Origin of the sequence: Ramlibacter sp. 2FC (assembly GCF_005503345.1) — a bacterium.
Lineage (GTDB): Bacteria > Pseudomonadota > Gammaproteobacteria > Burkholderiales > Burkholderiaceae_C > SCMQ01.
This window is the reverse complement of the sequence record NZ_SCMM01000042.1, coordinates 1-24,471: the sequence shown is the minus strand read 5'-3', so window position 1 is coordinate 24,471 and position 24,471 is coordinate 1. Positions and strand designations below refer to the sequence as shown.

Here is a 24,471-nt window from a genome sequence, read left to right as displayed (position 1 = left end):
GCCGTTTTTCAGGGCTCTGCAGTCGGGGGCCGGGAGGGCTTAGACCGCGGCCGCCTTTTCCACCAGACGGGTCGCAACCCAGTTCTTGGTCTTGGAAATCGGACGGCTCTCCGTGATCTCGATCATGTCGCCCAGGTGGTACTCGCCCTTTTCGTCGTGGGCGTGGTACTTGCTCGACTTGGCGACGATCTTGCCGTAGAGCTCGTGCTTGACACGGCGCTCGACCAGCACGGTCACGGTCTTGGCGCGCTTGTCGCTGACCACCTTGCCAATCAAGGTGCGCTTGAGGGATGTTTTAGCTTCCGTCATGGTCACTCCTTACTTGGCGGCTTGCTTTTCAGCAAGAACGGTCTTGGCACGCGCGATGCTGCGGCGCGTCGCGCGCAGCTGGCTCGTGTTGTTGAGTTGTTGCGTGGCCTTTTGCATGCGCAGGCCGAAGTGGGCCTTTTGCAGGTCCTTGACTTCGGCTTCCAGGCCGGCAACGTCTTTCTGGCGCAGTTCAGCAGCTTTCATTTCTTCCATCTCCTGATCACTGGCCGATCATGCGGGCCACGAAGGTCGTGCGCAGCGGCAGCTTGGCGGCCGCCAGCTTGAACGCTTCGCGGGCCAGCTCCTCGGGCACGCCGACGATCTCGTACAACACCTTGCCGGGCTGGATTTCGGCCACGTAGTACTCGGGGTTACCCTTGCCGTTACCCATACGCACTTCGGCGGGCTTGGTGGAGATCGGCTTGTCGGGGAACACGCGAATCCAGATGCGGCCGCCACGCTTGACGTGACGGGAAATCGCACGGCGGGCCGACTCGATCTGGCGCGCGGTGAGGCGGCCGCGGTCGGTCGACTTCAGGCCGAAGTCACCGAACGCCACCGTGTTGCCACGGGTCGCGATGCCGGTGTTGCGGCCTTTCTGTTCCTTGCGGTATTTTCTGCGGGCAGGTTGCAGCATGTTTACTCTCCTTTGGCGCCGTCAGCTGCTGCAGCTGGCGCGGCGACTTGGCGAACGCGCTTAACGGCGGGTTTGGCATCCGCACCACCGGCGGCGGCGGGCTTGTCGCTGCCATCGGCGGGCGCGGCGTTCGTGCCCATGGCGCGGCGGGGACCGCCACGGCCGGGACCACGGTCACCCGGGCGGCCATCGCGGCGCGGACCGCGCGGACGGCGTTCCTCGCCTTCGGGGCGCGGCGTGCTGTCCAGCGAAGGCACGTCGGTACGACCCAGCGTGTCGCCCTTGTAGACCCAGACCTTGACGCCGATGACGCCGTAGGTGGTCTTGGCTTCGGAGAAGCCGTAGTCGATGTCGGCGCGCAGGGTGTGCAGCGGCACGCGGCCTTCGCGGTACCACTCGGTACGGGCGATCTCGATGCCGTTCAGACGACCGGCGGACATGATCTTGATGCCCTGGGCGCCCAGGCGCATGGCGTTCTGCATGGCGCGCTTCATCGCGCGGCGGAACATGATGCGCTTCTCGAGCTGCTGGGTGATGCTGTCGGCGATCAGCTGGGCATCGGTCTCGGGCTTGCGCACCTCCTCGATGTTGACGGCCACCGGCACGCCCAGGCGCTTCGCGAGTTCCTTCTTCAGGTTCTCGATGTCCTCGCCCTTCTTGCCGATCACCACGCCCGGACGGGCCGAGTAGATGGTGATGCGGGCGTTCTTGGCGGGACGCTCGATCAGCACGCGCGACACGGCGGCGTTCTTCAGCTTGGCCTTCAGGTACTCGCGCACCTTGATGTCTTCGGCCAGCATGCCGGCGAAGTCACGGTTGTTCGCGTACCAGCGGCTGGCCCAGTTGCGGCTGACCGACAGGCGGAAGCCGGTAGGATGGATTTTCTGTCCCATGTTCTTCCCTGGCCTTTCAGTTGCCGACCGTCACGTACACATGGCACGTGGGCTTGCTGATGCGGTTGCCGCGGCCTTTGGCGCGCGCGGTGAAACGCTTGAGCGTGGCACCCTGCTCGACGTAGATGGTCTTGACCTTCAGTTCGTCGATGTCGGCGCCGTCGTTGTGTTCGGCGTTGGCAATGGCGGACTCGAGAACCTTCTTGACGATCACGGCAGCTTTCTTCTGCGTGAAGTTCAGGATGTTCAGCGCCTGATCCACTTTCTTGCCACGGATCAGGTCGGCGACCAGACGGCCTTTGTCGACCGACAGACGGACGCCCCTAAGGACTGCACGTGTTTCCATGGTCTTTCCTTATTTCTTCTGGACTTTCTTGTCCGCCGGATGACCCTTGAAGGTGCGCGTCAGGGCGAATTCGCCCAGCTTGTGGCCCACCATCTGGTCGGTGATGTAGACCGGCACGTGCTGCTTGCCGTTGTGCACGGCGATGGTCAGACCGATGAACTCGGGCAGGACCATGGAGCGGCGCGACCAGGTCTTGATCGGTTTCTTGTCCTTGACGGCGACGGCCTTGTCGACCTTGGCCACCAGGTGATGGTCAACAAACGGACCCTTTTTGAGAGAGCGAGTCATTTGCCTACCTCTTACTTCTTGCGACGCGACACGATCATGACCTGCGTGCGCTTGTTGTTACGGGTCCGATAGCCCTTGGTCAGGTTGCCCCACGGATCAACCGCGTGACGGCCTTCACCAGTGCGACCCTCGCCGCCACCGTGCGGGTGGTCGACCGGGTTCATGGCCACGCCGCGCACGGTCGGGCGAATGCCCATCCAGCGCTTGACGCCGGCCTTGCCGAGCTGGCGCAGGCTGTGTTCTTCGTTGGCCACTTCACCGATGGTGGCACGGCACTCGATGTGGATCTTGCGCACTTCGCCGGAACGCATGCGGACCTGGGCGTAGGTGCCTTCGCGCGCCAGCAGCGTGGCCGAGGTACCGGCCGAGCGGGCGATCTGGGCACCGGCACCGGGCTTGAGCTCGATGCAGTGGATGGTCGAGCCCACCGGGATGTTGCGGATCGGCAGCGTGTTGCCGGCGCGGATCGGGGCCTCAGCGCCGCTCAGCAGAGAGGCACCGACTTCCAGGCCGCGCGGGGCGATGATGTAGCGACGCTCGCCGTCGGCGTAGCACACCAGGGCGATGTGCGCCGTGCGGTTCGGGTCGTACTCGATGCGCTCGACCTTGGCCGGGATGCCGTCCTTGTTGCGACGGAAGTCGACCACGCGGTAGTGGTGCTTGTGACCACCGCCCTTGTGACGGGTGGTGATGTGGCCGTTGTTGTTGCGGCCCGACTTCTGGTGCTGGGGCTCCAGCAGCGGCGCGTAGGCCTCACCCTTGTACAGGTGGTCACGCGTGACCTTGACCACGGCGCGCTGGCCGGGCGAGGTCGGTTTCATTTTGATGACAGCCATGATTTAAGCAGCCTCCCCGGAGAGGTTCAGCTCCTGACCCGGCTTCAGCGTCACATAGGCCTTGCGCACGTTGTCGCGGCGGCCCATGGACTTGCCAAAACGCTTGGTCTTGCCTTTGGTGTTGACCACGGAGACGCCCTTGACCTCGACCTTGAACATCAATTCCACAGCGGCCTTGATCTCGGGTTTGGTGGCGTCCTGCAGCACTTTGAACGTCACAGCGTTGGACTTGTCGGCAACCATGGTGGCCTTCTCGGACACGATGGGGGCGACCAGCACTTGCATCAGACGGCCTTCGTCAAACTTCACGGCGCTCATGCGAACATCTCCTTGAGTTTGTCGATCGCGCCCTTGGTGACGAGCACTTTCTTGTAGTGAACCAGCGACACCGGATCGGCGTAGCGCGGCTCGACCACGAGCACGTTCACCAGATTGCGGGAAGCCAGGTACAGGTTTTCGTCGACTTCTTCGGCGATCACCAGCACGGAGTCCAGGTTCATGGCCTTGAACTTGGCGGCCAGGACCTTGGTCTTGGGCGACTCGACCTTCAGCGAATCGACCACGGCCAGGCGGCCTTCGCGGGCCAGCTGCGAGAAGATCGAAGCCATACCGGCGCGGTACATCTTCTTGTTGATCTTCTGGGTGAAGTTCTCTTCCGGGCTGTTCGGGAAGATGCGACCGCCTCCACGCCACAGCGGCGAGGAGGTCATACCGGCACGCGCGCGACCCGTACCCTTTTGCTTGAAAGGCTTCTTGGTCGAGTGCTTGACCTGTTCGCGGTCCTTCTGCGCACGGGTGCCCTGGCGGGCGTTGGCCTGGTAGGCCACCACGATCTGGTGCACCAGATCTTCGTTGAATTCACGACCGAACACGGTCTCAGGCGCGTCGTACTTGGACGCCGCCTGACCCTGGTCGTTCAGGAGTTCGAGCTGCATCAGTTCGCCCCTTTCGATTTGACCTTGACAGCCGGACGCACGGTCACGAAGCCGCCCTTGGAACCCGGAATGGCGCCCTTGATCAGCAGCAGCTGACGGGCTTCGTCGATGCGAATCACATCGAGGTTCTGGGTGGTGACGGTGACGTCGCCGAGGTGGCCCGACATCTTCTTGCCAGGGAACACGCGACCCGGATCCTGCGCCATGGAGATCGAACCCGGCACGTTGTGCGAACGGCTGTTGCCGTGCGACGCGCGCTGCGAGCTGAAGTTGTGGCGTTTGATGGTGCCGGTGAAGCCCTTGCCGATGGAGGTGCCCTGCACGTCCACTTTCTGGCCCACGGCGAACACGGCGGTGACGGGCACGGCGGCGCCAGCCTGGTACTGGGCGGCGGTGTCGGCGGTCACGCGGAATTCCTGGATGATCTCACCGGCTTCCACGCCTGCTTTCGCAAGGTGACCGGCTTCCGGCTTGGTCACGCGCGAAGCTTTGCGCGCGCCGAACGTCACCTGCAGGGCAACGTAGCCGTCGTTCTCTTGGATTTTGACCTGGGTCACGCGGTTGTTGGACACATCCACCACCGTGACGGGCACTGCGTCCCCGTCATCGGTGAACAGACGCATCATGCCCACCTTGCGGCCCAGCAACCCGAGGGAGTTGCTCAGACTCATGTTGTTTCTCCAAAACTTTCACCGCGCCGACTTCAATTGGCCAGCGCGTTGGAATGCGAAAGAAGGTTAAATAAAACCCACCCCTAATTGGGGCGAGCCCGAAAGTATAGCGCGAACCGCCTTTTCAGGCAAGTCCGCGCCATGACTCTAGTTTTTCAGGCCGCCGGGGCGGCCCGGGCCGCTTACTGCAGCTTGATCTCGACGTCCACGCCGGCCGGCAGATCGAGCTTCATCAGCGCGTCCACGGTCTTGTCGGTCGGGTCGACGATGTCCATCAGGCGCTGGTGCGTGCGGATCTCGAACTGGTCGCGGCTCGACTTGTTGACGTGCGGCGAACGCAGGATGTCGAAGCGCTTCATGCGCGTCGGCAGGGGCACGGGGCCCTTGACGATGGCGCCGGTGCGCTTGGCGGTGTCCACGATCTCGGCGGCCGACTGGTCGATCAGCTTGTAGTCAAACGCCTTGAGGCGGATGCGGATTTTTTGCTTGGTGCTCATGGCAGATCTCCGTTCCTCGGTTCTTATTCGATGATCTTGGCCACGACGCCGGCGCCGACGGTACGGCCGCCTTCACGGATGGCGAAGCGCAGGCCTTCCTCCATGGCGATCGGGGCGATCAGCTTGACGGTGATCGACACGTTGTCGCCAGGCATCACCATTTCCTTGCCCTCGGGCAGCTCGATGGCGCCGGTCACGTCCGTGGTGCGGAAGTAGAACTGCGGGCGGTAGTTGTTGAAGAACGGGGTGTGGCGGCCGCCCTCGTCCTTGCTCAGCACGTACACCTCACCGGTGAAGTGGGTGTGCGGCTTGATGGAGCCGGGCTTGCACAGCACCTGGCCGCGCTCGACTTCCTCGCGCTTGGTGCCGCGCAACAGGATGCCGACGTTGTCGCCAGCCTGGCCCTGGTCCAGCAGCTTGCGGAACATTTCCACGCCGGTGCAGGTGGTCTTGAGCGTGGGCTTGATGCCGACGATCTCGATTTCCTCGCCAACCTTGACGATGCCGCGCTCGATACGGCCGGTCACCACGGTGCCGCGACCAGAGATGGAGAACACGTCTTCCACGGGCATCAGGAAGGCGCCGTCCACCGCGCGCTCGGGCGTGGGGATGTAGGTGTCCAGCGCGTCGGCCAGGGCCATGATGGCGCCTTCGCCGAGCTCGCCCTTGTCGCCTTCCAGCGCCAGCTTGGCCGAGCCCTTGATGATGGGGGTGTCGTCGCCGGGGAAGTCGTACTTGGACAGCAGCTCACGCACTTCCATCTCGACCAGCTCGAGCAGCTCGGCGTCGTCGACCATGTCGCACTTGTTCAGGAACACGATGATGTAGGGCACGCCGACCTGACGGGCCAGCAGGATGTGCTCGCGGGTCTGGGGCATGGGGCCGTCGGCGGCCGAGCACACCAGGATGGCGCCGTCCATCTGGGCGGCACCGGTGATCATGTTCTTGACGTAGTCGGCGTGGCCCGGGCAGTCCACGTGGGCGTAGTGGCGGTTGGCCGTCTCGTACTCGACGTGAGCGGTGTTGATGGTGATGCCGCGCGCCTTCTCTTCCGGAGCCGCATCGATCTGGTCGTAGGCCTTGGCTTCGCCGCCGAACTTGGCTGCCAGCACCGTGGCGATGGCCGCGGTCAGGGTCGTCTTGCCGTGGTCCACGTGGCCGATGGTGCCGACGTTGACGTGCGGCTTGGTCCGTTCAAATTTCTCTTTTGCCATTTCAATTTCTCCAAAGAGCGAGTCCCGTGTGGTGGTTTAACGTCTGCATCCGGTTGCTGGTTCGCCCCGCACGGGAACAGGGCGGCACCGGATCGCAGACAGATCTGCAATTCCTAGTCAGAGCTGCCAGAGCAAATTCGCTGCGCGAATCTTGGTCTGGCACACTGGCAATTACTTGGCGCGGGCGGCCATGATGGCCTCGGACACGTTGCGCGGAGCCTCGCTGTAGTGCTTGAACTCCATGGTGTAGGTGGCGCGACCCTGCGACATGGAGCGCAACGTGGTCGAGTAACCGAACATCTCGGACAGCGGCACTTCGGCCTTGATGGCCTTGCCACCGCCGACCATGTCTTCCATGCCCTGCACCATGCCGCGACGCGACGAGAGGTCGCCCATCACGTTGCCGGCGTAGTCTTCGGGCGTCTCGACTTCCACAGCCATCATGGGCTCGAGGATGACGGGGCCGGCCTTCTTGCAGCCTTCCTTGAAACCGAAGATGGCCGCCATCTTGAACGCCAGTTCGTTCGAGTCCACATCGTGGTAGGAACCGAAGTGCAGCGTGACCTTCACGTCCACCACCGGGTAACCAGCCAGCACGCCTTGCGTCACCGCCTCGTCGATGCCTTTTTGCACCGCCGGGATGAACTCGCGCGGCACCACGCCGCCCTTGATCGCGTCGACGAACTCGATGCCCTTGCCGGCCTCGTTCGGCTCGATCTTGAGCACCACGTGACCGTACTGCCCCTTGCCACCCGACTGACGCACGAACTTGCCTTCGGCCTCTTCGACGGTCTTGCGGATGGTCTCGCGGTAGGCCACCTGCGGCTTGCCGACGTTGGCTTCCACGCCGAACTCGCGCTTCATGCGGTCGACGATGATTTCCAGGTGCAGCTCGCCCATGCCGGCGATGATGGTCTGACCGGATTCCTCGTCGGTGCGCACGCGGAACGACGGATCCTCCTGCGCCAGGCGGTTCAGGGCAATGCCCATCTTTTCCTGGTCGGCCTTGGTCTTGGGCTCAACGGCCTGCGCGATCACGGGCTCGGGGAACACCATGCGCTCGAGCGTCACGATGGCCGCGGGATCGCACAGGGTCTCGCCGGTGGTCACGTCTTTCAGACCCACGCAGGCGGCGATGTCGCCGGCGCGGATTTCGTCCACTTCCTGACGGTTGTTGGCGTGCATCTGCACGATACGGCCGATCCGCTCTTTTTTGCCACGCACCGGGTTGTAGACGCTGTCGCCCTTGCTCAGCACGCCGGAGTAGACGCGCACGAAGGTCAGCTGGCCGACAAAGGGGTCGGTCATGAGCTTGAACGCCAGCGCAGAGAACTTTTCGCTGTCGTCGGCCTTGCGGCTGACTTCCTTCTCATCGTCGTCGTGGCCCTTCACCGGAGGGATGTCCACCGGCGAAGGCATGAGCTCGATCACGGCGTCGAGCATGCGCTGCACGCCCTTGTTCTTGAAGGCGGTGCCGCACAGCATGGGCTGGATCTCGCCAGCGATGGTGCGCGTGCGCAGGCCGCTGGTGATCTCTTCCTCGGTGAGGTCGCCCTCTTCGAGGTACTTGTTCATCAGCTCTTCGGAGGCTTCGGCCGCGGCTTCGACCATCTTCTCGCGCCACTCCTTTGCCTGTTCGACCAGCTCGGCCGGAATGTCTTCGAAGCTGAACTTCATGCCCTGGGAGGCTTCGTCCCAGATGATGGCCTTCATCTTGCGCAGGTCCACCACGCCACGGAAGTTCTCCTCGGCGCCGATCGGGATCACGATGGGCACGGGGTTGGCCTTCAGGCGCAGCCTCATCTGGTCGTAGACCTTGAAGAAGTTGGCGCCGGTGCGGTCCATCTTGTTGACGAAGGCCAGGCGCGGCACCCGGTACTTGTTGGCTTGGCGCCAGACGGTTTCCGACTGCGGCTGCACGCCGCCCACGGCGCAGTACACCATGCAGGCGCCGTCGAGCACGCGCATGGAGCGCTCCACCTCGATGGTGAAGTCCACGTGGCCCGGGGTGTCGATGATGTTGATGCGGTGCTCGGGGAAGGACATGTCCATGCCCTTCCAGAAGCAGGTGGTGGCGGCGGACGTGATCGTGATGCCACGCTCCTGCTCCTGCTCCATCCAGTCCATGGTGGCGGCGCCGTCGTGCACTTCACCGATCTTGTGGTTCACGCCGGTGTAGAACAGGATGCGCTCGGTGGTCGTGGTCTTGCCGGCGTCGATGTGCGCGGAAATACCAATGTTGCGATAGCGCTCGATGGGAGTCTTGCGAGCCATGATTTCTCTCCGTTAATGGCCACAAGCCCGCCACTGCACGCGCAGCGGTACGGGCTTGCAGGCCTGATGGCAGGGCTGTGTTTAGAAGCGGAAGTGGCTGAACGCCTTGTTGGCTTCGGCCATGCGGTGCACTTCGTCGCGCCGCTTCATGGCGCCACCGCGGCCTTCGTTGGCTTCCATCAGCTCGTTGGCCAGGCGCAGGGCCATCGACTTCTCGCCGCGCTTGCGCGCCGCTTCCTTGATCCAGCGCATGGACAAGGCCAGGCGACGCACCGGACGCACTTCCACCGGCACCTGGTAGTTGGCGCCACCCACACGGCGGGACTTCACTTCCACCATGGGCTTGACGTTGTTGATGGCGGTGATGAAGAGCTCCAGCGGGTCCTTGCCGGTCTTCTTCTCCATGGTTTCGAAGGCACCGTAAATGATGCGCTCGGCAACCGCCTTCTTGCCGCCTTCCATGATCACGTTCATGAACTTGGAGAGCTCGACATTGCCGAACTTGGGATCCGGCAGAATTTCACGCTTAGGGACTTCGCGACGACGTGGCATGTTTCACCTCTTTGCTTCAGTTGATGACTGGACGTCCTTGATATCCAGACACCCCGCAGACCCATTATCGAATCTGCACTTACTCGACCCCTCTTCAGGGTCACTACGTTGAACCGGCTCGTCAACAAACCGGCGCAACACCTTTGCGAAAGCTGTTTAGGCCTTCTTGGGACGCTTGGCGCCGTACTTGGAACGCGACTGCTTGCGGTCTTTCACGCCTTGCAGGTCCAGCGAGCCACGCACGATGTGGTAGCGCACACCCGGCAGGTCCTTGACACGGCCACCGCGCACCAGCACCACCGAGTGCTCCTGCAGGTTGTGGCCTTCACCGCCGATGTAGGAAATGACTTCGAAGCCGTTGGTCAGACGGACCTTGGCGACCTTGCGAAGCGCCGAGTTCGGCTTCTTCGGCGTCGTGGTGTACACGCGGGTGCACACGCCGCGACGCTGCGGCGAGTTTTGCATCGCGGGGCTCTTGGACTTGGTCTTCTCGACCTCGCGCCCCTGACGCACCAGTTGATTGATGGTTGGCATTGAAAAACGTCCCTAAACGTTCGGATACTGATTACCGCCCATGAAAGCCCCATGGAAGCGGCACGCACATCTCTCCCGCCCCAATTGCGGAAAAGCCTGCGAGTATAACCCGCCGGCCTCATCCGTGCAATCGGCAGGCTTGGCCTGATTAAGTAAGCAAGCGCAAACTTTTCGAAATCACTTGATCCACAGGCGCAGAGCATCCCAGGCCCGGCCCAGCACGCCGGCCTCTTCGACACCCTCGAGCGCCACCAGGGGCACGTCGAGCAGGGCCTGATCGCCGCGCAGCACCTTCAGCGTGCCCACGGCCTGGCCCTGCTTGAAGGGCGCGACCAGCGGGTCCGGGCGCGCGACCTGGGTCTTGAGCTGGGCCGCGCTGCCGGCCGGCACCGCCACCACGATGGCCTCGGGCCGGCCGAGCTTGAGCGTGCTGGCCTTGCCCTTCCAGACCGCCGGCGCCACGACCGCCTGGTTGGCGTCGAACAGCTTGACCGCCTCGAAGGCCGTGTAGCCCCAGTTCAAGAGCTTCTGCGACTCGTTGGCGCGGGCGTTCTCGCTGGAGGCGCCAAGCACCACGGACAGCAGGCGGCGCTGGCCCACATTGGGGAAGTCGCGCTTGGCGGTGGCGACCAGGCAGTAGCCGGCGGCGTCGGTATGACCGGTCTTCAGGCCGTCCACCGTGGGGTCGCGGAACAGCAGCAGGTTGCGGTTGCTGTCGTTGGCGGCCGGCGTGCCCTCGTAGCGGTACTTCTTGATCCCGTAATAGTGCATGTACTCGGGGAAGTCGCGCATCAGCCGGGTGGCGAGGATGCTGAGGTCGCGCGCCGTCGTGGTGTGGCCGGCCACCGTCAGGCCCTCGGGGTTCTTGTAGCTGGTGGACTTCATGCCCAGCGCCTTGACCTGCTCGTTCATGAGCTGCACGAAGCGCTCGGCCGTGCCGCCCACGCCTTCGGCCAGCGCCATGGTGGCGTCGTTGCCCGACTGCACGACCATGCCCTTGATCAGGTCGTCCACCGGCACCTTCATCTTGGGGTCGATGAACATGCGCGAGCCCGGCATCTTCCAGGCGCGCTCGCTGACCGGCAGGGTCTGCCGGAGGTCGATCTTCTTGGCCCGCAACGCGTCGAACACCAGGTACTGGGTCATCAGCTTGGTCAGCGAGGCTGGCTCGACCGGCATGTCGATGTCCTTGGCCGCCAGGATCTGGTTGGCCGTGACGTCGAGCAGCAAGTAGGCACGCGCCGCGACCTCGGGCGGCTGGGGGGTCTGGGCGGCGGCGGCCAGGCACAGGGGCGCGAAAACCAGCGCGCGCAGGGCCTTCAGGAAACGTTTCATGATTTGGAATTCAGAAAGGGAAAATCGCGGGAGCCTGTTGAGACCAGCCCGCGGCGCAAAGTTCAGGCCCGCAGGTGGCGGGCCACCAGACCCTTCAGGAGTGGCAATTGTCCGTGAAAGAAATGCTCGCCCCCGGGCACCACGGTCACCGGAAGTAACTGCGGCCTGGCCCAGTCCATGACCGCGGCCAGCGGCACGGTCTCGTCCGTCTCGCCATGCACCACCAGGGCGCGCTCGTGCGCCTCGGGCGGCAGCGGCGCGACCTGAAAGCGCGAGGCGGCGGTGCCGACCAGCACGATCTTCGCAGGCGCGCGCGTAGGCCAGAGCGCGGCCACCGCGTGGCTGGTGACGAAGGCGCCAAAGGAAAAGCCGGCCAGCGCCAGCGGCTGCTGCGCGGGCGCGACCTGCTCGACCACGGCCAGCAGGTCGGCCAGCTCGCCGCGGCCCTCGTCGTAGGTACCGGCGCTCGCGCCCACGCCGCGGAAGTTGAAGCGCACGGCGCGCCAGCCGCCCTGCACGAAGGCGCGCGCCAGCGTCTGCACCACCTTGTTGTTCATGGTGCCGCCGAACAGCGGATGGGGGTGGGCGATCACGGCCACGCCGCGCGGGGGCTGGCCGGCGGCGAGCTCGGGCTCGTCCTGCAGGGCCTCGATGGCGCCGGCCGGGCCGGACAGGGTCAGGGCTTGGGTTCTGGGGTTCACGGTCGAACGGGCGTCAGGAGGCCATGCGGAGCGCGGCGCCGCCTCAGCGGCCCAGGTGCGGCGGCGTCAGCAGGCGCTCGACCAGCTTGCCGTTCTTCAGGTGGGACTCGACGATCTCGTCGATGTCGCTCTCGTCGACATAGCTGTACCAGACCGCCTCCGGATAGACCACGGCCACCGGACCGGCCGCGCAGCGGTCCAGGCAGCCTGCCTTGTTCACCCGCACCTGGCCCGGCCCGGCCAGGCCCTCGGCCTTGACCCGGGCCTTGCAGCGGTCGAACGCGGCCTGGGCGTTGTGGTCCGCGCAGCAGTTCTCGCCGTTGTCGCGCTGGTTCAGGCAGAAGAAGATGTGGCGCTGGTAATAGGAAGCATTTTCACTCATGACGCCATTCTAAGTTTGGGCCCTGCGCGCGGGCTCCTCGGGGGCTTCGCCGCGCGACAGGCGCAGCAGCACATAGGCCAGCGCTGCAAAGGGCCAGAGCCAGCCCAGCCACTGCGCCAGGCCATGGAAGCGGATGAAGCGGCCCTGCTCCCAGGTCTGCAGCGTCTGGGCGAAATAGGCGCTGGTGGGCGCATGGTTGAGCAGGCTCAGGTGCAGCACCAGGGCCAGCAGCGCCAGGGCCGTGCAGCCGCGCCGCGGCACCGGCAGCAGCAGCAGGGACCCGATCGCCGCCGCGACCAGGCCCACGCGCACCGGCACGCTGAGCCAGGCCCAGGCATGGGCGGGTCCGTAGCTCAGCGCCGCCGACAGGGCCGAGGCGCCCAGGCCCAGCACGACGAAGACCACGGCGAACAGCAGCCGGCGGCCGGCGGCGCGGATCACGCTGTAGCCCAGCAGGCAGGGGATCAGGGCGCCCAGCATCACGCACAGCAGCTCGGCGCCGGGCAGCAGCGGCTCCAGCTCCAGCTCGCGCAGCGGCAGCCACTCGAGAAAGGGCGTGTCCGCGAGCCACTCGGCCAGCGCCTCCTCGGCGCGCTCCAGCACCTGGCCCAGGCCCAGGGGCACGGGCGCGGGAAACAGCAGGGCCGCGGGCCACAGCGCCAGCAGCACCAGGGCGCCGCGCGCGTCGGCGTCGAACCAGCGCGCGCGAAAGCGGCTCCAGCGGTCGAGCGCGCCCAGCCGCTCCAGCGTCCAGGCGACGGCCGCGCCGGCCCCGGCACCCAACAGGTTCAGCCCCAGGTCCAGGTTGGAGGACACGCGCACGGGCAGGTAGGCCTGCAGCGATTCCAGCAGCAGCGACAGCCCTCCCCCGGCCAGCGTGGCCAGGGCCACGGCAGGCCAGCGCGGCCGGGTGCGCAGCAGGCCCAGCGCCAGCAGGAAACCGAGCGGCCCATAGCCGACCACGTTGGCCGCCAGGTCGAAACCGGTCCAGTAGCGCGGCAACGGCGCCCACAGGAAGCTCCAGGGCGCCAGGCCCTGGTCGCGCCAGTCGGCAAAGGGGTAGAGACTGGCGTAGACGATCAGCGCCGCGTAGATCAGCGCCAGCGGCCAGGCCGAGCTCTTGTGCGCCAAACGCCGGCCTCAGAAGGGCTTGAGCACCACCAGCAGCACCGCCGCCAGCAGCAGCAGCACCGGCAGCTCGTTGAACCAGCGGAACCAGACATGGCTGCGCCGGTTCTGGCGCTGCTCGAACCGGTGCAGCAGGCGCGCGCAGGCGTGGTGGTAGCCCAGGATCAGCACGACGACGGCCAGCTTGGCGTGCATCCAGCCGTTGCCCGGCCCCCGGCCTATGCCCCAGCCCAGCCAGAGCCACAGGCCCAGGGCCAGGGCCGGCACGGCCAGCAGGGTGGTGAAGCGCAGCAGCTTGCGCGCCATCAGCAGCAGGCGCTCGCGCTCGGCGATCGACTCGGGCGCGACCATGGCCAGGTTGACGAAGATGCGCGGCAGGTAGAACAGGCCGGCAAACCAGCTGGCCACGAAGACGATATGAAGCGATTTCACCCAGAGCATGGGCGCAGTGTAGTGGCTGGGCCCAGGGCGGCCCCCCCCAAAAAAAAGCCCCCGGCCACATGGCCGAGGGCGGGAAGCCTTTTTGCTGTCACACATCAAGGCGCCCGCTCAGGGAGGAAAAGCGGGAGGCAGCAAGCTGCCCGTGATTAATTTAGCAAATTAATGCCTTAGTTTCAAGTTCGCCTTCACACAAAAGAAGCAATTTGTCACAAATACGCCTCAAGACGGTGCCCGGGCCCGGGGTCGGTGGCGCCCCGAAGCGAATGAGGCACAATTTTCGGCATGACGCCATTGCACGCCCCCTACCCCCTGGGCCGCCCGCGCCGCCTGCGGCGCGACGCCTTCACCCGCGACCTGGTGCGCGAACACGCGCTGGCCGCGCAGGACCTGATCTACCCCGTGTTCGTGCTCGAGGGCGAGCAGCGCCGCGAGGCCGTGGCCTCCATGCCCGGCGTCGAGCGCCTGAGCCTGGACCTGCTGCTGCCGGTGGCCGAGGACTGTGTGCGCCTGAGCATCCCGGCGATGGCGCTGTTCCCGGTGATAGACCCGGCGCGCAAGGACGCCCAGGGCAGCGAGGCCGCCAACCCCGAGGGCCTGGTGCCCCAGGTGGTGCGTGCGCTGAAGCAGCGTTTCCCGGAACTCGGCGTGATGACCGACGTGGCGCTGGACCCCTACACCAGCCACGGCCAGGACGGCCTGCTCGACGCCAGCGGCTACATCCTCAACGACGAGACGGTGGCGGCGCTGGTGCAGCAGGCCCTGACCCAGGCCGAGGCCGGCGTGGACATCGTGGCCCCCAGCGACATGATGGACGGCCGCATAGGCGCGATCCGGCGCGAGCTCGAGGCGCGCGGCGCGATCCACACCCGCATCATGGCCTACAGCGCCAAGTACGCCAGCGCCTTCTACGGCCCGTTCCGCGACGCCGTGGGCTCGGCCGCCAACCTGGGCAAGAGCGACAAGAAGGCCTACCAGATGGACCCCGGCAACAGCGACGAGGCGCTGCGCGAGGTGGCCATGGACATCGCCGAGGGCGCCGACATGGTGATGGTCAAGCCCGGCATGCCCTATCTGGACATCGTGCGCCGCGTCAAGGACGAATTCCGCGTTCCCACCTTCGCCTACCAGGTGTCGGGCGAGTACGCCATGCTCAAGGCCGCCGCGCAGAACGGCTGGCTGGACCACGACGCGGTGATGATGGAGAGCCTGCTGGCCTTCAAGCGCGCCGGCGCCGACGGCGTGCTGACCTACTTCGCCCGCGACGCGGCCCGCCTGCTGCGCGCGCGCTGAAGCCAGCGCCGCGCGACACCCCGCCCCATGCGCATCTTCAGCATCCACGGCGCCCGGGTGGTCGAGACCGACGCCCTGCCGCAGCACCTGCCCGAGCAGGGCTTCGTCTGGATCGCCTGCGCCCGCGCCGAGTTCGAGCAGGGCCTGCCGGCCCTGCAGGCCGAGCTGCAGGCGCTGGCCGGCACGGCGCTGCTGGACCTGCATGTCTCCGACCTGCTGAACCCGCAGCTGCCCTCGCGTTTCGACGACACCTCGCAGTACGACATCATGGTGTTCCGGCGTCTGGCCTCGGGCCAGGGCGGCAGCGAGCCGCGCCTGCCGCTGAGCCAGGTGCCGCGCCGCAGCGGCCCGCCGGTGCTCAGGCGCATAGACACCAGCCCGGTCGGCTTCGCGGTATTCGACCGGCTGCTGCTGACCGTGCACCCGGCCGACTGCGCGGTGCGCGAGGCCTATGCGGCACGCCTGCTCAGCGCCGCCGATGTGCGCGGCGGCGCCGCGGCGTCCGAGCTGCGCCCCGACGCGCGCTCCACGGGCGCACGCGGCATCCCGGGCAATCCGGCCGACCTGATGCTGCGCCTGATCAACCAGATGGTCGACGGCTACCTGGAGCTGCGGCGCGAGCTCACGCGCCAGCTCGACCACTGGCAGTCCGAGCTGCTGCATCCGGCCACGCATTTCCACAACTGGGGGTCGCTGCTCGACGCGCGCCTGTCGCTGCACCAGCTCGACGAGATCTGCGAGGACCAGCGCTCGGCCGTGCAGAACTGGATCGACGCCCTGGCCGGCTGGCCCGAGGCCGACACGCCGGCCGGCCAGCGCGAGCGCGAGCTGCTGCGGGTGCGCAGCCGCGACGTGCTGGAGCACATCGAGCGCGTGGTGCACCATGTGCGCCGGCTGGAGCACAGCGCCGAGACCGCGGTGCAGATGCATTTCTCGCTGCAGAGCAACCGGACCAACGACATCATGCGCGTGCTGACGGCGCTGACCGCGATCTTCCTGCCGCTGAACCTGATCGCCGGCATCTTCGGCATGAACTTCGAGTTCATCCCGCTGCTGCACCGGCAATCAGGCTTCTGGTGGGCCATGGGCGCCATGGGCGGGATCGCCCTGGCGCTGGGCCTGCTGTTCTGGCGCAAGCGCTACCTGGCACGCAGCGGCCGCTGAGGCCGCTGAGGCCATCGGCCCCCGCGCTTCGGCCCGGCGCCGGTCTGCGCGCCATGGAAGAAGCTTCAGGCGTGCTCGCCGACCTGGGGCAGGGCGCCCGTCTTCAGGGCCTGGAAATACTCGGCGCGCACTTCGGCGCGGGTCTTGTTGCCGGGGCCGGACGGCACCTCGATTTCGGCGACATCGCCGGCCTCGGGCAGCTGGCCCGCGGCGCGCGCGGCCAGATATTCGGCCTGGACCTGGGCGCGCGTGCGCTCGCTGGTGGACGGCGCCACGCCGACTTGCAGTTCCACGTCGCCGACAGGACGCTGGGCTTCGGCGGCGAAGGCGCTGCCGGCCAGGGTGGACAGGGCGATCAGGGATGCGGCGACGAACTTGGCGGATTGCATGGTGTTTCCTTTCTAGGGTCATGAACGACTGGTTCTGAACCGGGAGCCGGCGCGGGCATGATCACGCGGTGGCGACGCATGCGCCGGCCATTCGATTCATTCAGGGTTGCAAAGCCTGCACTCCCTGTGAATGACAGATGCGTGACAAGTTGCGGCTTTCAACGGGGCGGAACCGAACCGCCCTGTTTCGATTCAGGAAACAATGGACTCGCTCGATCTCATCAAGACCTTTCGCGAAGTCGCCCTGCGCGGCAGCTTCTCCGCCGCCGCGCGCGGCCTCGACGTCTCCAAGGCCAACGTCAGCAAATACGTGGCCGAACTCGAGGCGCGCTTCGGCGTTCGCCTGTTCAACCGCAGCACGCGCACCGTGACCCTGACCGACGCCGGTCGCCTGCTGCTCGAGCGCAGCGGGCCGTTGGTGGAGATGGTCGAGCTCACGCGCGACGAACTGCAGCAGCGCGCGCGCCAGCCCTCGGGGCGGCTGCGCGTCAGCGCACCGCATGGCCTGACGCAGACAGCGCTGCCGCAGCTGATGGCCGAGTTCATGCAGCGCCACCCGGCCGTGAGCCTGAGCCTGCACCTGAGCAACCGGTTGATCGACCTGGTCGAAGAAGGCGTGGATCTGGCCCTGCGCGTGGGCCGCATTGCCGACCCCAACGTGATCGCGCGCAAGCTGCAGCGGGTCGACTTCGTCGTGGCGGCCGCGCCGCGCTACTGGGAGGAACGCGGCCTGCCGGCCCATCCCGACGACCTGGCCGAGCACGACGCCCTGACCTATTCGCTGCTCGGCCCCAGCCCCGAATGGCGCTTCGAGGTCGACGGCGAGCCCCATGTGGTGCCGCTCAAGAGCCGCATGGACGCAACCGACGCTGCGCCCCTGGTCAGCGCAGCGCTGTACGGCCTTGGCGTGGTTTGCCTGCCTCGCCTGCTGGTCCAGCCACACCTGGACAGCGGAGCGCTACAGGCGGTGCTGTACGGCCACTCGCAGCGCGACGTCTGGCTGCACGCCGTCTACGCCCAGCGCCGCCACAACAGCGCCGCGCTCAAGGCCTTGCTGGCCTTTCTGGAGGAGCGCTGGCGCCTGGCCTGAAGAACGCTCAACCCAGGTGCTGGGCGAAGAAGGCCAGGGTGCGCTCGCGCGCCAGCTGGGCCGCGGCGGCGTCGTAGGAGCCGCGCTGGTCGCAGTTGAAGCCATGGTTCGCGTGGTAGACCTGCACCTGCACGCCGGGCTGGGCCTGCTTGAAGGCTTCCACGCTGTCGAGCGGGATCCAGTGGTCCTGGTCGCCGAAATGCGCGAGCACCGGCACCTTGGGCTGGCGCGCCGCCTCCTGCTCGCCGGTCATGCCGCCGCCGTAGTAGGGCACGGCCGCGGAAAGGCCGCTGAGCGTGCAGGCCGCGCGCCAGGTCAGCAGGCCGCCCCAGCAGTAGCCGACGATGCCGACCTTGCCGCCGCCGGCCTTGGCCGCATGGTCGATGGCAGCCTGGATGTCCTGCATCACGCCGGGCGCGGGCAGGGCCTCGACGGCGGTCTTGTAGCCGAAGCCCTCGCCCATGTCGGCCTCGCTGTAGCCGAGCTCGACGCCGGGCTTGACACGCTGGAAGGTGGCCGGCGCCACCGCGAGGTAGCCCTCGGCCGCGTAGCCGTCGGCCACAGCGCGGATATGCGAGTTGACGCCGAAGATCTCCTGCAGCACCACGACGGCGCCCTTGGGCGTGCCCGCGGGCTGAGCCACGTAGGCGGGGATGCGGCTGCCGTCGGCGGCGCTGAGATCGATGAATTGGCCCATGCGGATGCTCCTTTTGAGAAAGGCTTGGTGAAAACGGGTTCAGGAACGGAGTTTGCGCTCGACGAAGTCGAGCCGGTCCTGGCCCCAGAAAATTTCGCCGTCGATCACATAGCTGGGCGCGCCGAACACGCCTGCGGTGATGGCCTCCTGGGTGTCGCGCTCGTAGCGCTCCTGCACCGCCTGGCTGTGCGACTGCTCGAGCCGCGCCGGGTCCAGGCCCTGCTCGGCCAGCAGCTCGGCCAGCACCTTGTCGTCGGCGATGTGGCGCTCCTGCGCCCAGACCGCGGCCAGGATGGCGCCCGTGATCTTCATCGCGGCGGCGCTGCCGTCGCGCTCGTCGACCGCGATGATCAGCCGCGCCGCATCGTCGCCCGACACCGGGAAATAGCGCGGCTGGGGGTTCAGCGGCGCGTGCAGGTGCTCCGAGAAGCGCTTGAGCTCGAGCAGGCGGTAGGCCTGGCGCTGCGGCGCGCGCTTGGGCAGCGGCAGGCCGCCCGAGACCGGGAACACCTGGCCCAGGTCCACCGGCCGCACGCGCACGCCGGCGCCCGTGGCGCGCAGCAGGGCCGCGAAGCGCTCGTGGCCCAGGTAGGTCCAGGGGCTCTGCGGTGCGAAGTAATAGTCCACTGTGCGACTCAAGCTCTTCTCCTCGTTGGTGTAAGGTGCGCAAAGCCGCTGTTTTAACCGCACGGCGCAGATTCTGCAGGAGACAGGTCTTGGACAAGGTATTGCTGGTCACCGGCGGCAGCCGGGGCATAGGCGCGGCCACGGTACGGCTGGGCGCGCAAAGGGGCTGGGCCGTGGCGGTGAATTACGCGGCGCAGGCCGGGGCCGCCGAGGCCTTGGTCGGCGAGATCCGCGCCGCCGGCGGGCGCGCGCTGGCGGTGCAGGCCGACGTGGCCGACGAGGCCCAGGTGCTGGCCATGTTCGCGCGCATCGACGCCGAGCTCGGCCGCCTCACGGGCCTGGTCAACAACGCCGGCGTGGTCGACGTCACGGCGCGGCTGGACGAGATGGGCGTGGCCCGCTGGAAGCGCATGTTCGACATCAACGTGATCGGCTCGCTGCTGTGCGCGCGCGAGGCCGTGCGGCGCATGAGCCGGCGCCACGGTGGCCAGGGCGGCGCCATCGTCAACCTCTCGAGCGCGGCCGCGAGACTGGGCGCGCCGGGCCAGTACCTGGACTACGCGGCGGCCAAGGGCGCGATCGACGCCTTCACGATAGGCTTGGCCAAGGAGGTCGCCGCCGAGGGCATACGCGTGAACGCGGTGCGCCCGGGCCTGATAGCGACCGAGATCCACGCCTCGGGCGGCCTGCCCGACCGCGTGCGCGAGCTCGCGCACCAGGTGCCCATGCAGCGCGGCGGCCAGGCCGAGGAGGTGGCCCAGGCCATCGTCTGGCTGCTGTCGGAAGAAGCCAGCTACACCACCATGTCGCTGCTCGACGTGTCCGGGGGCCGCTAGGGCGCGCCGCGTCACAATCGCCGCATGGACTTCAAACCGCTGATCACGCTGCTGGCCATCGTCAACCCGCTGGCCTGCGTACCCTTCTTCATCCACTACACGCAGGGCTTCAGCCGCGCCCAGCGGCGACGCACGGTGCTGGTGTCCTCGTTCAGCGCCTTCGCCGTGATCGCCGCCAGCGCCCTGCTGGGCCTGCAGATCCTCGAGTTCTTCAGCATCTCGCTGGCCAGCTTCCAGGTCGGCGGCGGCATGCTGCTGCTGACGGCCGCCCTGTCCATGCTCAATGCCCAGCCCGCCGAGGCCAAGGCCAATGCCGAGGAGGTGCACAGCGCCGAGGAAAAGGCCGCCGTCGGGGCCAGCATCGCCGTCGTGCCGCTGACCATCCCGCTGCTGACCGGGCCGGCCACCATGTCCACCGTGGTGATCTACGCCGACAAGGCCAAGACCCTGCTGCAGTTGGGCCTGCTGGTCGGCTACGGCGCGGTGATCGGCGTGGCCACGGCCCTGTGCTTCTCGCTGGCCGGGCCGATCGCGCGCGTGCTGGGCCAGACCGGCATCAACGTCATGACCCGCCTGATGGGCCTGATCCTCGCCGCGCTCGCGGTCGAGGTGATGAGCGACGGCCTGCACAAGCTGTTCCCGGTGCTGGGCGCGGGCTGATGGCCCCTGTAGCCGGCCCGGCGCCGGTCTGAGCGCCCGGCGTCAGCGCAGCGGCTCCAGCCAGCGCAGCAACTCTTCCACCGCCGCGTCCGTCGCCTCGGTGAGGGCGCGCACGCCGCCCGGCGCGTCGGCGCTGGCCGCGGGGCGCTGCACCACCACGCTGCGCTGGGCCAGCAGCTGCTCGCGCCCCGCCTGGGTCTCGAGCAGCGAGGCGCGCAGGCGCACCAGGCCCTGGCTGCGCTCGGGCGCCTCGAACAGCTGGCTGAACTCCTCGAGCTCGACGCGCAGCAGCAGCGCGGCGCCACCCTCGCCCGCGTTGAGCACCGGGCGCTGGCGGCTCAGCGCCTCGCGCAGGCGCTGGCGCAGCAGCTGGGCGGGCGGCATGGTCCAGCGCGCCTGGGCATAGGGACGCAGCTGCTGGGCGTCGGCATAAGCCAGCCGGTACAGCAGCGCGCCGCTGTCCAGCGCCGCGGGCGCCTCGACCTCGGTCAGCACCAGGGGCGGCTTCGCGGCCTGGGCAGCGGCCGGGGCGCTCAGCGGGCCAGGTCCGAAATCGTAGAGCGCCGGCCGCTGCGGCTTGGCCGGCAGGGCGCAGCCGCCCAGGGCGGCGGCCAGCAGCAGGGCCAGGGCCGGGCCGCGGGCGCGAAGACGGAAGGCGGGGATGGCGGTGGTCATGGGCGGGCTCTTCATCGGGCGGATGCGGGGGCGGCAAAGCCGGGCTCGCCGGGACCGGGCGGCGGGGCGCCGGTGCCGAACAGCAGGCTTTGCGGATTCTCGTCCAGGCTGCTCGCGGTGCGCCGCACCTGGCGCAGGGTGCGCGCGGCGTCCTCGCCCACGCGGTTCACGCGCGGCAGCGTGGTGGCGTTGAGCGTGGACGCGCTTTGCGTTAGCGCCGCGCTGCCGGCGCCGAGCTGCTCGACCAGGCCACCCTTCTCGCCCAGCTTGCGCGCCGCCTGGCCCACCTCGGCCACGGACTGGCGCGCCTCCTGCACCAGCGGGGGCAGCTGGCCGCGCACCAGGCTGTCGACGCTGCTGGCCAGCTGGCGCACGCTCTGCGCGGCCTGGTCGGCGCTGACCACGGCCGACAGAACGGCCTGCTGGTTCTCGGGGCGCAGCAGCTCGTTGAGCCGGCGCGTGGTGTCCTCCAGCCGCTGCAGGATCTGCGTGCCCTGCTCGCTCAGGCGCCCGACCATGCCCGGACGCATGGGGATGCGCGGCAGCCCGCCTTCGAAGGGTGGCGGCGGCTGGGTCGACTCGCCGCTGTCGTCGAGCTGCACGAAGGCCAGCCCGGTCACACCCTGGAAACCCAGCGCGGCATAGGTGGTGGTGGTGACCGGCGTGCCCTGGTCGACCGCGATGCGCACCAGCACATGGCCCTTGAGCTTGGGGTCGAAGCCGATGTGGACCACCCGGCCCACCGCCACGCCCTTGAAGCGCACGGTGGCCTGGGGCTGCAGGCCGGAGACGGCCTCGCGCGAGCTGAGCTCGTAGAGCTGGCGGTTGGTGCCGTCGCGTCCGAGCCAGACCGCCAGCGCGATCAGCAGCGCGGTCACGCCCAGCACGAACAGGCCGGCGATCAGGGCATGGGCCTTGTTTTCCATGGCTTGTCCTTTCTACGGTGGCGCGGCGTCGAGCAGGGCCATGGCGCGCCGCCCGCGGTCTCCGAGGAAAAATTCGTGAATGAAGGGATGCGGGAAGGCCGCGACCTCGCGCGCGCTCCCGCTGACGATGACCCTCTGCTCGGCCAGCACCGCGATGCGCGTGCTGAGCTCGAACAAGGTGTCCAGGTCGTGCGTGACCATCACCACCGTGAAGCCGAGTTCCCTATGCAGGGCGCTCAGCAGGTGGCAGAAGCTGTCGGCGCTGTCGGGGTCCAGGCCGGCCGTCGGCTCGTCGAGCAGCAACAGCGGCGGGTCCATGATCAGGGCGCGGGCCAGCGCCACGCGCTTGACCATGCCGCCCGAGAGCTGGGCCGGCATCTTGTGCGCATGGCTCGCGTCCAGGCCCACCATCTGCAGCTTGAGCATGGCGGCGTCGCGGATCAGCGCCGCGGGCAGGCATTGCAGCTCACGCAGCGGAAAGGCGATGTTCTCCAGCACCGTGAAGGCCGAGAACAGCGCCCCGTGCTGGAACAGCATGCCGACCCGGCTCGCCGCCCCGCGCCGGCCCAGGCGCGCCGCGGGCTGGCCCAGCACGGTGACCGTGCCGCGCAGCGGCGTCGCCAGGCCCAGCATCTGGCGCAGCAGCACGGTCTTGCCCGAGCCCGAGCCGCCGACCAGGGACAGCAGCTCGCCGCGCGCCACGCTCAGCCGCAGGTCGCGGTGCACCACCAGGTCGCCGCCCGGCGCATGGAAGGCGCTCCACAGGCCCTGGATCTCGACCACCGGCGCGTCGGCCTTCATGCTAGATCCCGACATTCTTGAACACCACCGCGAACAGCGCGTCGACCAGGATCACCATGGTGATCGAGGTCACGACCGAGGCCGTGGTGCCGCGCCCCAGGCTCTCGGTGTTGGGCTTGACGCGCAGGCCATAGTGGCAGCCGATCAGCGCGATCAGCACGCCGAACACCACGGCCTTGGACATGGCCAGGGTCAGGTTCACCGCCTTCACCGCCTTGGGCAGCATGGTGAAGAAATAGGCCGGCGTGACGTCGAGCGCAAGGTCGGCCGCGAGCATGCCCCCTGCCAGGGCCGCCAGCGTGGTCCAGACCGTGATCAGCGGCATGGCCAGGGCCAGCGCCAGCACGCGCGGCAGCACCAGGCGGAAGCCGCGCGCAATGCCCATCACGCGCATCGCGTCGAGCTCCTCGGTCACGCGCATCACGCCGATCTGCGCCGTGATCGCCGAGCCCGAGCGGCCGGCGATCAGCACCGCGGCCAGCACCGGCCCGAGCTCGCGGATCAGCGACAGACCCAGGATGTTGACGATGAAGGCGCTGGCGCCGAACTGGCGCAGTTGCTGCGCGGTCAGGTAGGCCAGCACCACGCCGATCAGAAAGCCCACCATGGCCGTGATGGGCAGGGCCGTGGCGCCGATGCGGTAGAGATGGCCCGAGACATCGCGCCAGGGCCCCTGGCGCGGCGCGCGCACCAGGCGCAGCGCGTCCAGCAGCAGCTGGCCGATCAGGATGGTGATGTCGCGCAGGTGGTCGAGCATGCCGGCCAGCAGCGCGCCCAGGCGGGCCAGGCGCTCGACCAGGCCGGGCCGGATGGCGCGCGGCGGGGTGCAGGCGAAGCGCGCCACGCGCTCGAGCAGGGCACGCTGCTCGGCCGAGGCCTCCAGGCGCTGCGGCCAGCGCCGGCCCCAGTGGTTCCACAGCAGCTGGGCGCCCAGGTGGTCCAGGCTCTGCAGCGCACTCAAGTCCCAGCCCGCCGGCGCGGCCGGGCCCAGTGCGCGCAGGTTGGCGGCCACGGCCTTCCAGACGCCCGGCAGCGTCAGCTGCCCGGCGGTCCAGCTGCCGAGCAGGCCGACCGCGGGTCCTTCGGGCCTGTCCTGGCGGGCGATGCGCGGGGTGAGTTCCTCCATGGGGCGATGTGTCCAGACGTGTCGGCATGGTAACGCCTGGCGCGCGCCGCGCCTGCAAAGCCCCCAGTCCGCGCCACGGCGGCGCGGGCGCTATGCGGCGGCGCTTGCCTGCGCCGCCTGTGCCCCGCCCAGGAACAGCCGCTCGATGTGCGGGTCGGCCAGCAGCTCGGCCGCGGGCTTTTGCAGCACCAGGCGACCGGACTCCAGCGCGATCGCC

32 protein-coding genes and 1 pseudogene are annotated in these 24,471 nt (G+C 67.8%); 5 read left to right on the top strand and 28 right to left on the bottom strand.

Annotated elements, in window-relative coordinates; genetic code table 11:
- Nucleotides 1-39: 39 nt before the first annotated feature.
- The 20 genes from rpsQ to FFS10_RS16850 all read right to left on the bottom strand — a co-directional run bounded on the left by rpsQ (nucleotide 40) and on the right by FFS10_RS16850 (nucleotide 13,973).
- Nucleotides 40-309, bottom strand: coding sequence for a 30S ribosomal protein S17 (gene rpsQ / locus FFS10_RS16945; RefSeq protein ID WP_137895652.1), 270 nt, complete (start codon nucleotides 307-309; stop codon nucleotides 40-42).
- Between the two features lie 9 nt (nucleotides 310-318).
- Nucleotides 319-513 carry a 50S ribosomal protein L29 gene (gene rpmC / locus FFS10_RS16940; RefSeq protein WP_137895651.1) on the bottom strand — a complete coding sequence of 65 codons (195 nt, stop codon included), beginning with the start codon at nucleotides 511-513 and terminating at the stop codon, nucleotides 319-321.
- A 16-nt stretch (nucleotides 514-529) separates the two neighbouring features.
- Nucleotides 530-946 carry a 50S ribosomal protein L16 gene (gene rplP / locus FFS10_RS16935; protein WP_137895650.1) on the bottom strand — a complete coding sequence of 139 codons (417 nt, stop codon included), beginning with the start codon at nucleotides 944-946 and terminating at the stop codon, nucleotides 530-532.
- Between the two features lie 2 nt (nucleotides 947-948).
- A complete protein-coding gene (rpsC, locus tag FFS10_RS16930; protein ID WP_137895649.1) occupies nucleotides 949-1,839 on the bottom strand; it encodes a 30S ribosomal protein S3 in 891 nt (296 codons plus the stop codon).
- Nucleotides 1,840-1,855: 16 nt separating this feature from the next.
- A complete protein-coding gene (rplV, locus tag FFS10_RS16925; RefSeq protein WP_013899634.1) occupies nucleotides 1,856-2,185 on the bottom strand; it encodes a 50S ribosomal protein L22 in 330 nt (109 codons plus the stop codon).
- Between the two features lie 9 nt (nucleotides 2,186-2,194).
- Nucleotides 2,195-2,473 carry a 30S ribosomal protein S19 gene (rpsS, locus tag FFS10_RS16920; protein ID WP_137895648.1) on the bottom strand — a complete coding sequence of 93 codons (279 nt, stop codon included), beginning with the start codon at nucleotides 2,471-2,473 and terminating at the stop codon, nucleotides 2,195-2,197.
- A gap of 11 nt (nucleotides 2,474-2,484) precedes the next feature.
- The gene (rplB, locus tag FFS10_RS16915; RefSeq protein WP_137895647.1) at nucleotides 2,485-3,309 is read right to left on the bottom strand and encodes a 50S ribosomal protein L2; all 825 of its coding nucleotides are present in this window, start codon (nucleotides 3,307-3,309) and stop codon (nucleotides 2,485-2,487) included.
- 3 nt (nucleotides 3,310-3,312) lie between these two features.
- Nucleotides 3,313-3,627 carry a 50S ribosomal protein L23 gene (rplW, locus tag FFS10_RS16910; protein ID WP_137895646.1) on the bottom strand — a complete coding sequence of 105 codons (315 nt, stop codon included), beginning with the start codon at nucleotides 3,625-3,627 and terminating at the stop codon, nucleotides 3,313-3,315.
- Complete coding sequence (rplD, locus tag FFS10_RS16905; protein ID WP_137895645.1) at nucleotides 3,624-4,244, bottom strand: 50S ribosomal protein L4; 621 nt, start codon at nucleotides 4,242-4,244, stop codon at nucleotides 3,624-3,626. Before rplD ends, rplW begins: the two co-directional genes overlap by 4 nt.
- Complete coding sequence (gene rplC / locus FFS10_RS16900) at nucleotides 4,244-4,915, bottom strand: 50S ribosomal protein L3 (protein ID WP_137895644.1); 672 nt, start codon at nucleotides 4,913-4,915, stop codon at nucleotides 4,244-4,246. Before rplC ends, rplD begins: the two co-directional genes overlap by 1 nt.
- A gap of 182 nt (nucleotides 4,916-5,097) precedes the next feature.
- Nucleotides 5,098-5,412, bottom strand: coding sequence for a 30S ribosomal protein S10 (rpsJ, locus tag FFS10_RS16895; RefSeq protein ID WP_137895643.1), 315 nt, complete (start codon nucleotides 5,410-5,412; stop codon nucleotides 5,098-5,100).
- 23 nt (nucleotides 5,413-5,435) lie between these two features.
- Nucleotides 5,436-6,626 carry an elongation factor Tu gene (gene tuf, locus FFS10_RS16890; RefSeq protein WP_137895642.1) on the bottom strand — a complete coding sequence of 397 codons (1,191 nt, stop codon included), beginning with the start codon at nucleotides 6,624-6,626 and terminating at the stop codon, nucleotides 5,436-5,438.
- Between the two features lie 171 nt (nucleotides 6,627-6,797).
- The gene (gene fusA, locus FFS10_RS16885; protein ID WP_137895641.1) at nucleotides 6,798-8,900 is read right to left on the bottom strand and encodes an elongation factor G; all 2,103 of its coding nucleotides are present in this window, start codon (nucleotides 8,898-8,900) and stop codon (nucleotides 6,798-6,800) included.
- Between the two features lie 81 nt (nucleotides 8,901-8,981).
- Nucleotides 8,982-9,452: a 30S ribosomal protein S7 gene (rpsG, locus tag FFS10_RS16880; protein ID WP_137895640.1), complete on the bottom strand. Its 471-nt coding sequence runs from the start codon at nucleotides 9,450-9,452 to the stop codon at nucleotides 8,982-8,984.
- Between the two features lie 156 nt (nucleotides 9,453-9,608).
- On the bottom strand, nucleotides 9,609-9,986 hold the full coding sequence (gene rpsL, locus FFS10_RS16875) for a 30S ribosomal protein S12 (protein WP_017759704.1): 378 nt from the start codon (nucleotides 9,984-9,986) through the stop codon (nucleotides 9,609-9,611).
- Between the two features lie 177 nt (nucleotides 9,987-10,163).
- Nucleotides 10,164-11,321: a D-alanyl-D-alanine carboxypeptidase family protein gene (locus FFS10_RS16870; RefSeq protein ID WP_137895639.1), complete on the bottom strand. Its 1,158-nt coding sequence runs from the start codon at nucleotides 11,319-11,321 to the stop codon at nucleotides 10,164-10,166.
- Between the two features lie 62 nt (nucleotides 11,322-11,383).
- Complete coding sequence (locus FFS10_RS16865; RefSeq protein WP_137895638.1) at nucleotides 11,384-12,022, bottom strand: alpha/beta hydrolase; 639 nt, start codon at nucleotides 12,020-12,022, stop codon at nucleotides 11,384-11,386.
- A 43-nt stretch (nucleotides 12,023-12,065) separates the two neighbouring features.
- Nucleotides 12,066-12,404 (bottom strand): (2Fe-2S) ferredoxin domain-containing protein, encoded by a 339-nt coding sequence (locus FFS10_RS16860; RefSeq protein WP_137895637.1) that lies wholly within the window; start codon nucleotides 12,402-12,404, stop codon nucleotides 12,066-12,068.
- A gap of 9 nt (nucleotides 12,405-12,413) precedes the next feature.
- Entirely contained in the window at nucleotides 12,414-13,535 is a 1,122-nt protein-coding gene (locus tag FFS10_RS16855; protein WP_137895636.1) for a VanZ family protein, read from the bottom strand.
- 9 nt (nucleotides 13,536-13,544) lie between these two features.
- Nucleotides 13,545-13,973 carry a CopD family protein gene (locus FFS10_RS16850; RefSeq protein WP_137895635.1) on the bottom strand — a complete coding sequence of 143 codons (429 nt, stop codon included), beginning with the start codon at nucleotides 13,971-13,973 and terminating at the stop codon, nucleotides 13,545-13,547.
- 282 nt (nucleotides 13,974-14,255) lie between these two features.
- Between FFS10_RS16850 and hemB the strand changes: the two genes are divergently transcribed.
- Both hemB and FFS10_RS16840 read left to right on the top strand, forming a co-directional pair.
- Complete coding sequence (hemB, locus tag FFS10_RS16845) at nucleotides 14,256-15,263, top strand: porphobilinogen synthase (protein ID WP_137895634.1); 1,008 nt, start codon at nucleotides 14,256-14,258, stop codon at nucleotides 15,261-15,263.
- 27 nt (nucleotides 15,264-15,290) lie between these two features.
- Nucleotides 15,291-16,427: a magnesium transporter CorA family protein gene (locus FFS10_RS16840; RefSeq protein ID WP_137895633.1), complete on the top strand. Its 1,137-nt coding sequence runs from the start codon at nucleotides 15,291-15,293 to the stop codon at nucleotides 16,425-16,427.
- Between the two features lie 65 nt (nucleotides 16,428-16,492).
- On the opposite strand, the gene FFS10_RS16835 is transcribed toward FFS10_RS16840, so the two are convergent.
- Nucleotides 16,493-16,816: a DUF4148 domain-containing protein gene (locus FFS10_RS16835; protein ID WP_137895632.1), complete on the bottom strand. Its 324-nt coding sequence runs from the start codon at nucleotides 16,814-16,816 to the stop codon at nucleotides 16,493-16,495.
- Between the two features lie 202 nt (nucleotides 16,817-17,018).
- Between FFS10_RS16835 and FFS10_RS16830 the strand changes: the two genes are divergently transcribed.
- Complete coding sequence (locus tag FFS10_RS16830; protein ID WP_137895631.1) at nucleotides 17,019-17,906, top strand: LysR family transcriptional regulator; 888 nt, start codon at nucleotides 17,019-17,021, stop codon at nucleotides 17,904-17,906.
- A gap of 7 nt (nucleotides 17,907-17,913) precedes the next feature.
- Here FFS10_RS16830 and FFS10_RS16825 read toward each other — a convergent pair whose 3' ends face one another.
- On the bottom strand, nucleotides 17,914-18,603 hold the full coding sequence (locus FFS10_RS16825; protein WP_137895630.1) for a dienelactone hydrolase family protein: 690 nt from the start codon (nucleotides 18,601-18,603) through the stop codon (nucleotides 17,914-17,916).
- 39 nt (nucleotides 18,604-18,642) lie between these two features.
- The gene (locus tag FFS10_RS16820) at nucleotides 18,643-19,242 is read right to left on the bottom strand and encodes a 2-hydroxychromene-2-carboxylate isomerase (protein ID WP_137895629.1); all 600 of its coding nucleotides are present in this window, start codon (nucleotides 19,240-19,242) and stop codon (nucleotides 18,643-18,645) included.
- Nucleotides 19,243-19,319: 77 nt separating this feature from the next.
- Between FFS10_RS16820 and FFS10_RS16815 the strand changes: the two genes are divergently transcribed.
- Nucleotides 19,320-20,066 (top strand): SDR family oxidoreductase, encoded by a 747-nt coding sequence (locus tag FFS10_RS16815; protein WP_137895628.1) that lies wholly within the window; start codon nucleotides 19,320-19,322, stop codon nucleotides 20,064-20,066.
- A 24-nt stretch (nucleotides 20,067-20,090) separates the two neighbouring features.
- A complete protein-coding gene (locus FFS10_RS16810) occupies nucleotides 20,091-20,726 on the top strand; it encodes a MarC family protein (RefSeq protein WP_137895627.1) in 636 nt (211 codons plus the stop codon).
- 42 nt (nucleotides 20,727-20,768) lie between these two features.
- Here the strand turns inward: FFS10_RS16810 and FFS10_RS16805 are convergent, their stop codons facing one another.
- The 5 genes and pseudogenes from FFS10_RS16805 to FFS10_RS23565 all read right to left on the bottom strand — a co-directional run.
- Nucleotides 20,769-21,401, bottom strand: coding sequence for an ABC-type transport auxiliary lipoprotein family protein (locus FFS10_RS16805; RefSeq protein ID WP_249931330.1), 633 nt, complete (start codon nucleotides 21,399-21,401; stop codon nucleotides 20,769-20,771).
- A gap of 11 nt (nucleotides 21,402-21,412) precedes the next feature.
- Nucleotides 21,413-22,327, bottom strand: a complete 915-nt coding sequence (locus FFS10_RS16800; protein WP_137895625.1) for an MlaD family protein — start codon at nucleotides 22,325-22,327, stop codon at nucleotides 21,413-21,415.
- A gap of 12 nt (nucleotides 22,328-22,339) precedes the next feature.
- Nucleotides 22,340-23,128, bottom strand: coding sequence for an ABC transporter ATP-binding protein (locus tag FFS10_RS16795; protein WP_137895624.1), 789 nt, complete (start codon nucleotides 23,126-23,128; stop codon nucleotides 22,340-22,342).
- A gap of 1 nt (nucleotide 23,129) precedes the next feature.
- Nucleotides 23,130-24,254 carry an MlaE family ABC transporter permease gene (locus FFS10_RS16790; RefSeq protein WP_137895623.1) on the bottom strand — a complete coding sequence of 375 codons (1,125 nt, stop codon included), beginning with the start codon at nucleotides 24,252-24,254 and terminating at the stop codon, nucleotides 23,130-23,132.
- Nucleotides 24,255-24,344: 90 nt separating this feature from the next.
- Nucleotides 24,345-24,471: pseudogene (locus tag FFS10_RS23565) on the bottom strand (ABC transporter ATP-binding protein); the annotation flags it as partial.

Excerpts from the sequence above, each read along its gene's own strand:
- rpsQ (WP_137895652.1), bottom strand. The coding sequence starts at position 309 with ATGACGGAAGCTAAAACATCCCTCAAGCGCACCTTGATTGGCAAGGTG.
- rpmC (WP_137895651.1), bottom strand. The coding sequence starts at position 513 with ATGAAAGCTGCTGAACTGCGCCAGAAAGACGTTGCCGGCCTGGAAGCC.
- rplP (WP_137895650.1), bottom strand. The coding sequence starts at position 946 with ATGCTGCAACCTGCCCGCAGAAAATACCGCAAGGAACAGAAAGGCCGC.
- rpsC (WP_137895649.1), bottom strand. The coding sequence starts at position 1,839 with ATGGGACAGAAAATCCATCCTACCGGCTTCCGCCTGTCGGTCAGCCGC.
- rplV (WP_013899634.1), bottom strand. The coding sequence starts at position 2,185 with ATGGAAACACGTGCAGTCCTTAGGGGCGTCCGTCTGTCGGTCGACAAA.
- rpsS (WP_137895648.1), bottom strand. The coding sequence starts at position 2,473 with ATGACTCGCTCTCTCAAAAAGGGTCCGTTTGTTGACCATCACCTGGTG.
- rplB (WP_137895647.1), bottom strand. The coding sequence starts at position 3,309 with ATGGCTGTCATCAAAATGAAACCGACCTCGCCCGGCCAGCGCGCCGTG.
- rplW (WP_137895646.1), bottom strand. The coding sequence starts at position 3,627 with ATGAGCGCCGTGAAGTTTGACGAAGGCCGTCTGATGCAAGTGCTGGTC.
- rplD (WP_137895645.1), bottom strand. The coding sequence starts at position 4,244 with ATGCAGCTCGAACTCCTGAACGACCAGGGTCAGGCGGCGTCCAAGTAC.
- rplC (WP_137895644.1), bottom strand. The coding sequence starts at position 4,915 with ATGAGTCTGAGCAACTCCCTCGGGTTGCTGGGCCGCAAGGTGGGCATG.
- rpsJ (WP_137895643.1), bottom strand. The coding sequence starts at position 5,412 with ATGAGCACCAAGCAAAAAATCCGCATCCGCCTCAAGGCGTTTGACTAC.
- tuf (WP_137895642.1), bottom strand. The coding sequence starts at position 6,626 with ATGGCAAAAGAGAAATTTGAACGGACCAAGCCGCACGTCAACGTCGGC.
- fusA (WP_137895641.1), bottom strand. The coding sequence starts at position 8,900 with ATGGCTCGCAAGACTCCCATCGAGCGCTATCGCAACATTGGTATTTCC.
- rpsG (WP_137895640.1), bottom strand. The coding sequence starts at position 9,452 with ATGCCACGTCGTCGCGAAGTCCCTAAGCGTGAAATTCTGCCGGATCCC.
- rpsL (WP_017759704.1), bottom strand. The coding sequence starts at position 9,986 with ATGCCAACCATCAATCAACTGGTGCGTCAGGGGCGCGAGGTCGAGAAG.
- FFS10_RS16870 (WP_137895639.1), bottom strand. The coding sequence starts at position 11,321 with ATGAAACGTTTCCTGAAGGCCCTGCGCGCGCTGGTTTTCGCGCCCCTG.
- FFS10_RS16860 (WP_137895637.1), bottom strand. The coding sequence starts at position 12,404 with ATGAGTGAAAATGCTTCCTATTACCAGCGCCACATCTTCTTCTGCCTG.
- FFS10_RS16850 (WP_137895635.1), bottom strand. The coding sequence starts at position 13,973 with ATGCTCTGGGTGAAATCGCTTCATATCGTCTTCGTGGCCAGCTGGTTT.
- hemB (WP_137895634.1), top strand. The coding sequence starts at position 14,256 with ATGACGCCATTGCACGCCCCCTACCCCCTGGGCCGCCCGCGCCGCCTG.
- FFS10_RS16840 (WP_137895633.1), top strand. The coding sequence starts at position 15,291 with ATGCGCATCTTCAGCATCCACGGCGCCCGGGTGGTCGAGACCGACGCC.
- FFS10_RS16835 (WP_137895632.1), bottom strand. The coding sequence starts at position 16,816 with ATGCAATCCGCCAAGTTCGTCGCCGCATCCCTGATCGCCCTGTCCACC.
- FFS10_RS16830 (WP_137895631.1), top strand. The coding sequence starts at position 17,019 with ATGGACTCGCTCGATCTCATCAAGACCTTTCGCGAAGTCGCCCTGCGC.
- FFS10_RS16825 (WP_137895630.1), bottom strand. The coding sequence starts at position 18,603 with ATGGGCCAATTCATCGATCTCAGCGCCGCCGACGGCAGCCGCATCCCC.
- FFS10_RS16810 (WP_137895627.1), top strand. The coding sequence starts at position 20,091 with ATGGACTTCAAACCGCTGATCACGCTGCTGGCCATCGTCAACCCGCTG.
- FFS10_RS16805 (WP_249931330.1), bottom strand. The coding sequence starts at position 21,401 with ATGACCACCGCCATCCCCGCCTTCCGTCTTCGCGCCCGCGGCCCGGCC.
- FFS10_RS16800 (WP_137895625.1), bottom strand. The coding sequence starts at position 22,327 with ATGGAAAACAAGGCCCATGCCCTGATCGCCGGCCTGTTCGTGCTGGGC.
- FFS10_RS16795 (WP_137895624.1), bottom strand. The coding sequence starts at position 23,128 with ATGAAGGCCGACGCGCCGGTGGTCGAGATCCAGGGCCTGTGGAGCGCC.
- FFS10_RS16790 (WP_137895623.1), bottom strand. The coding sequence starts at position 24,254 with ATGGAGGAACTCACCCCGCGCATCGCCCGCCAGGACAGGCCCGAAGGA.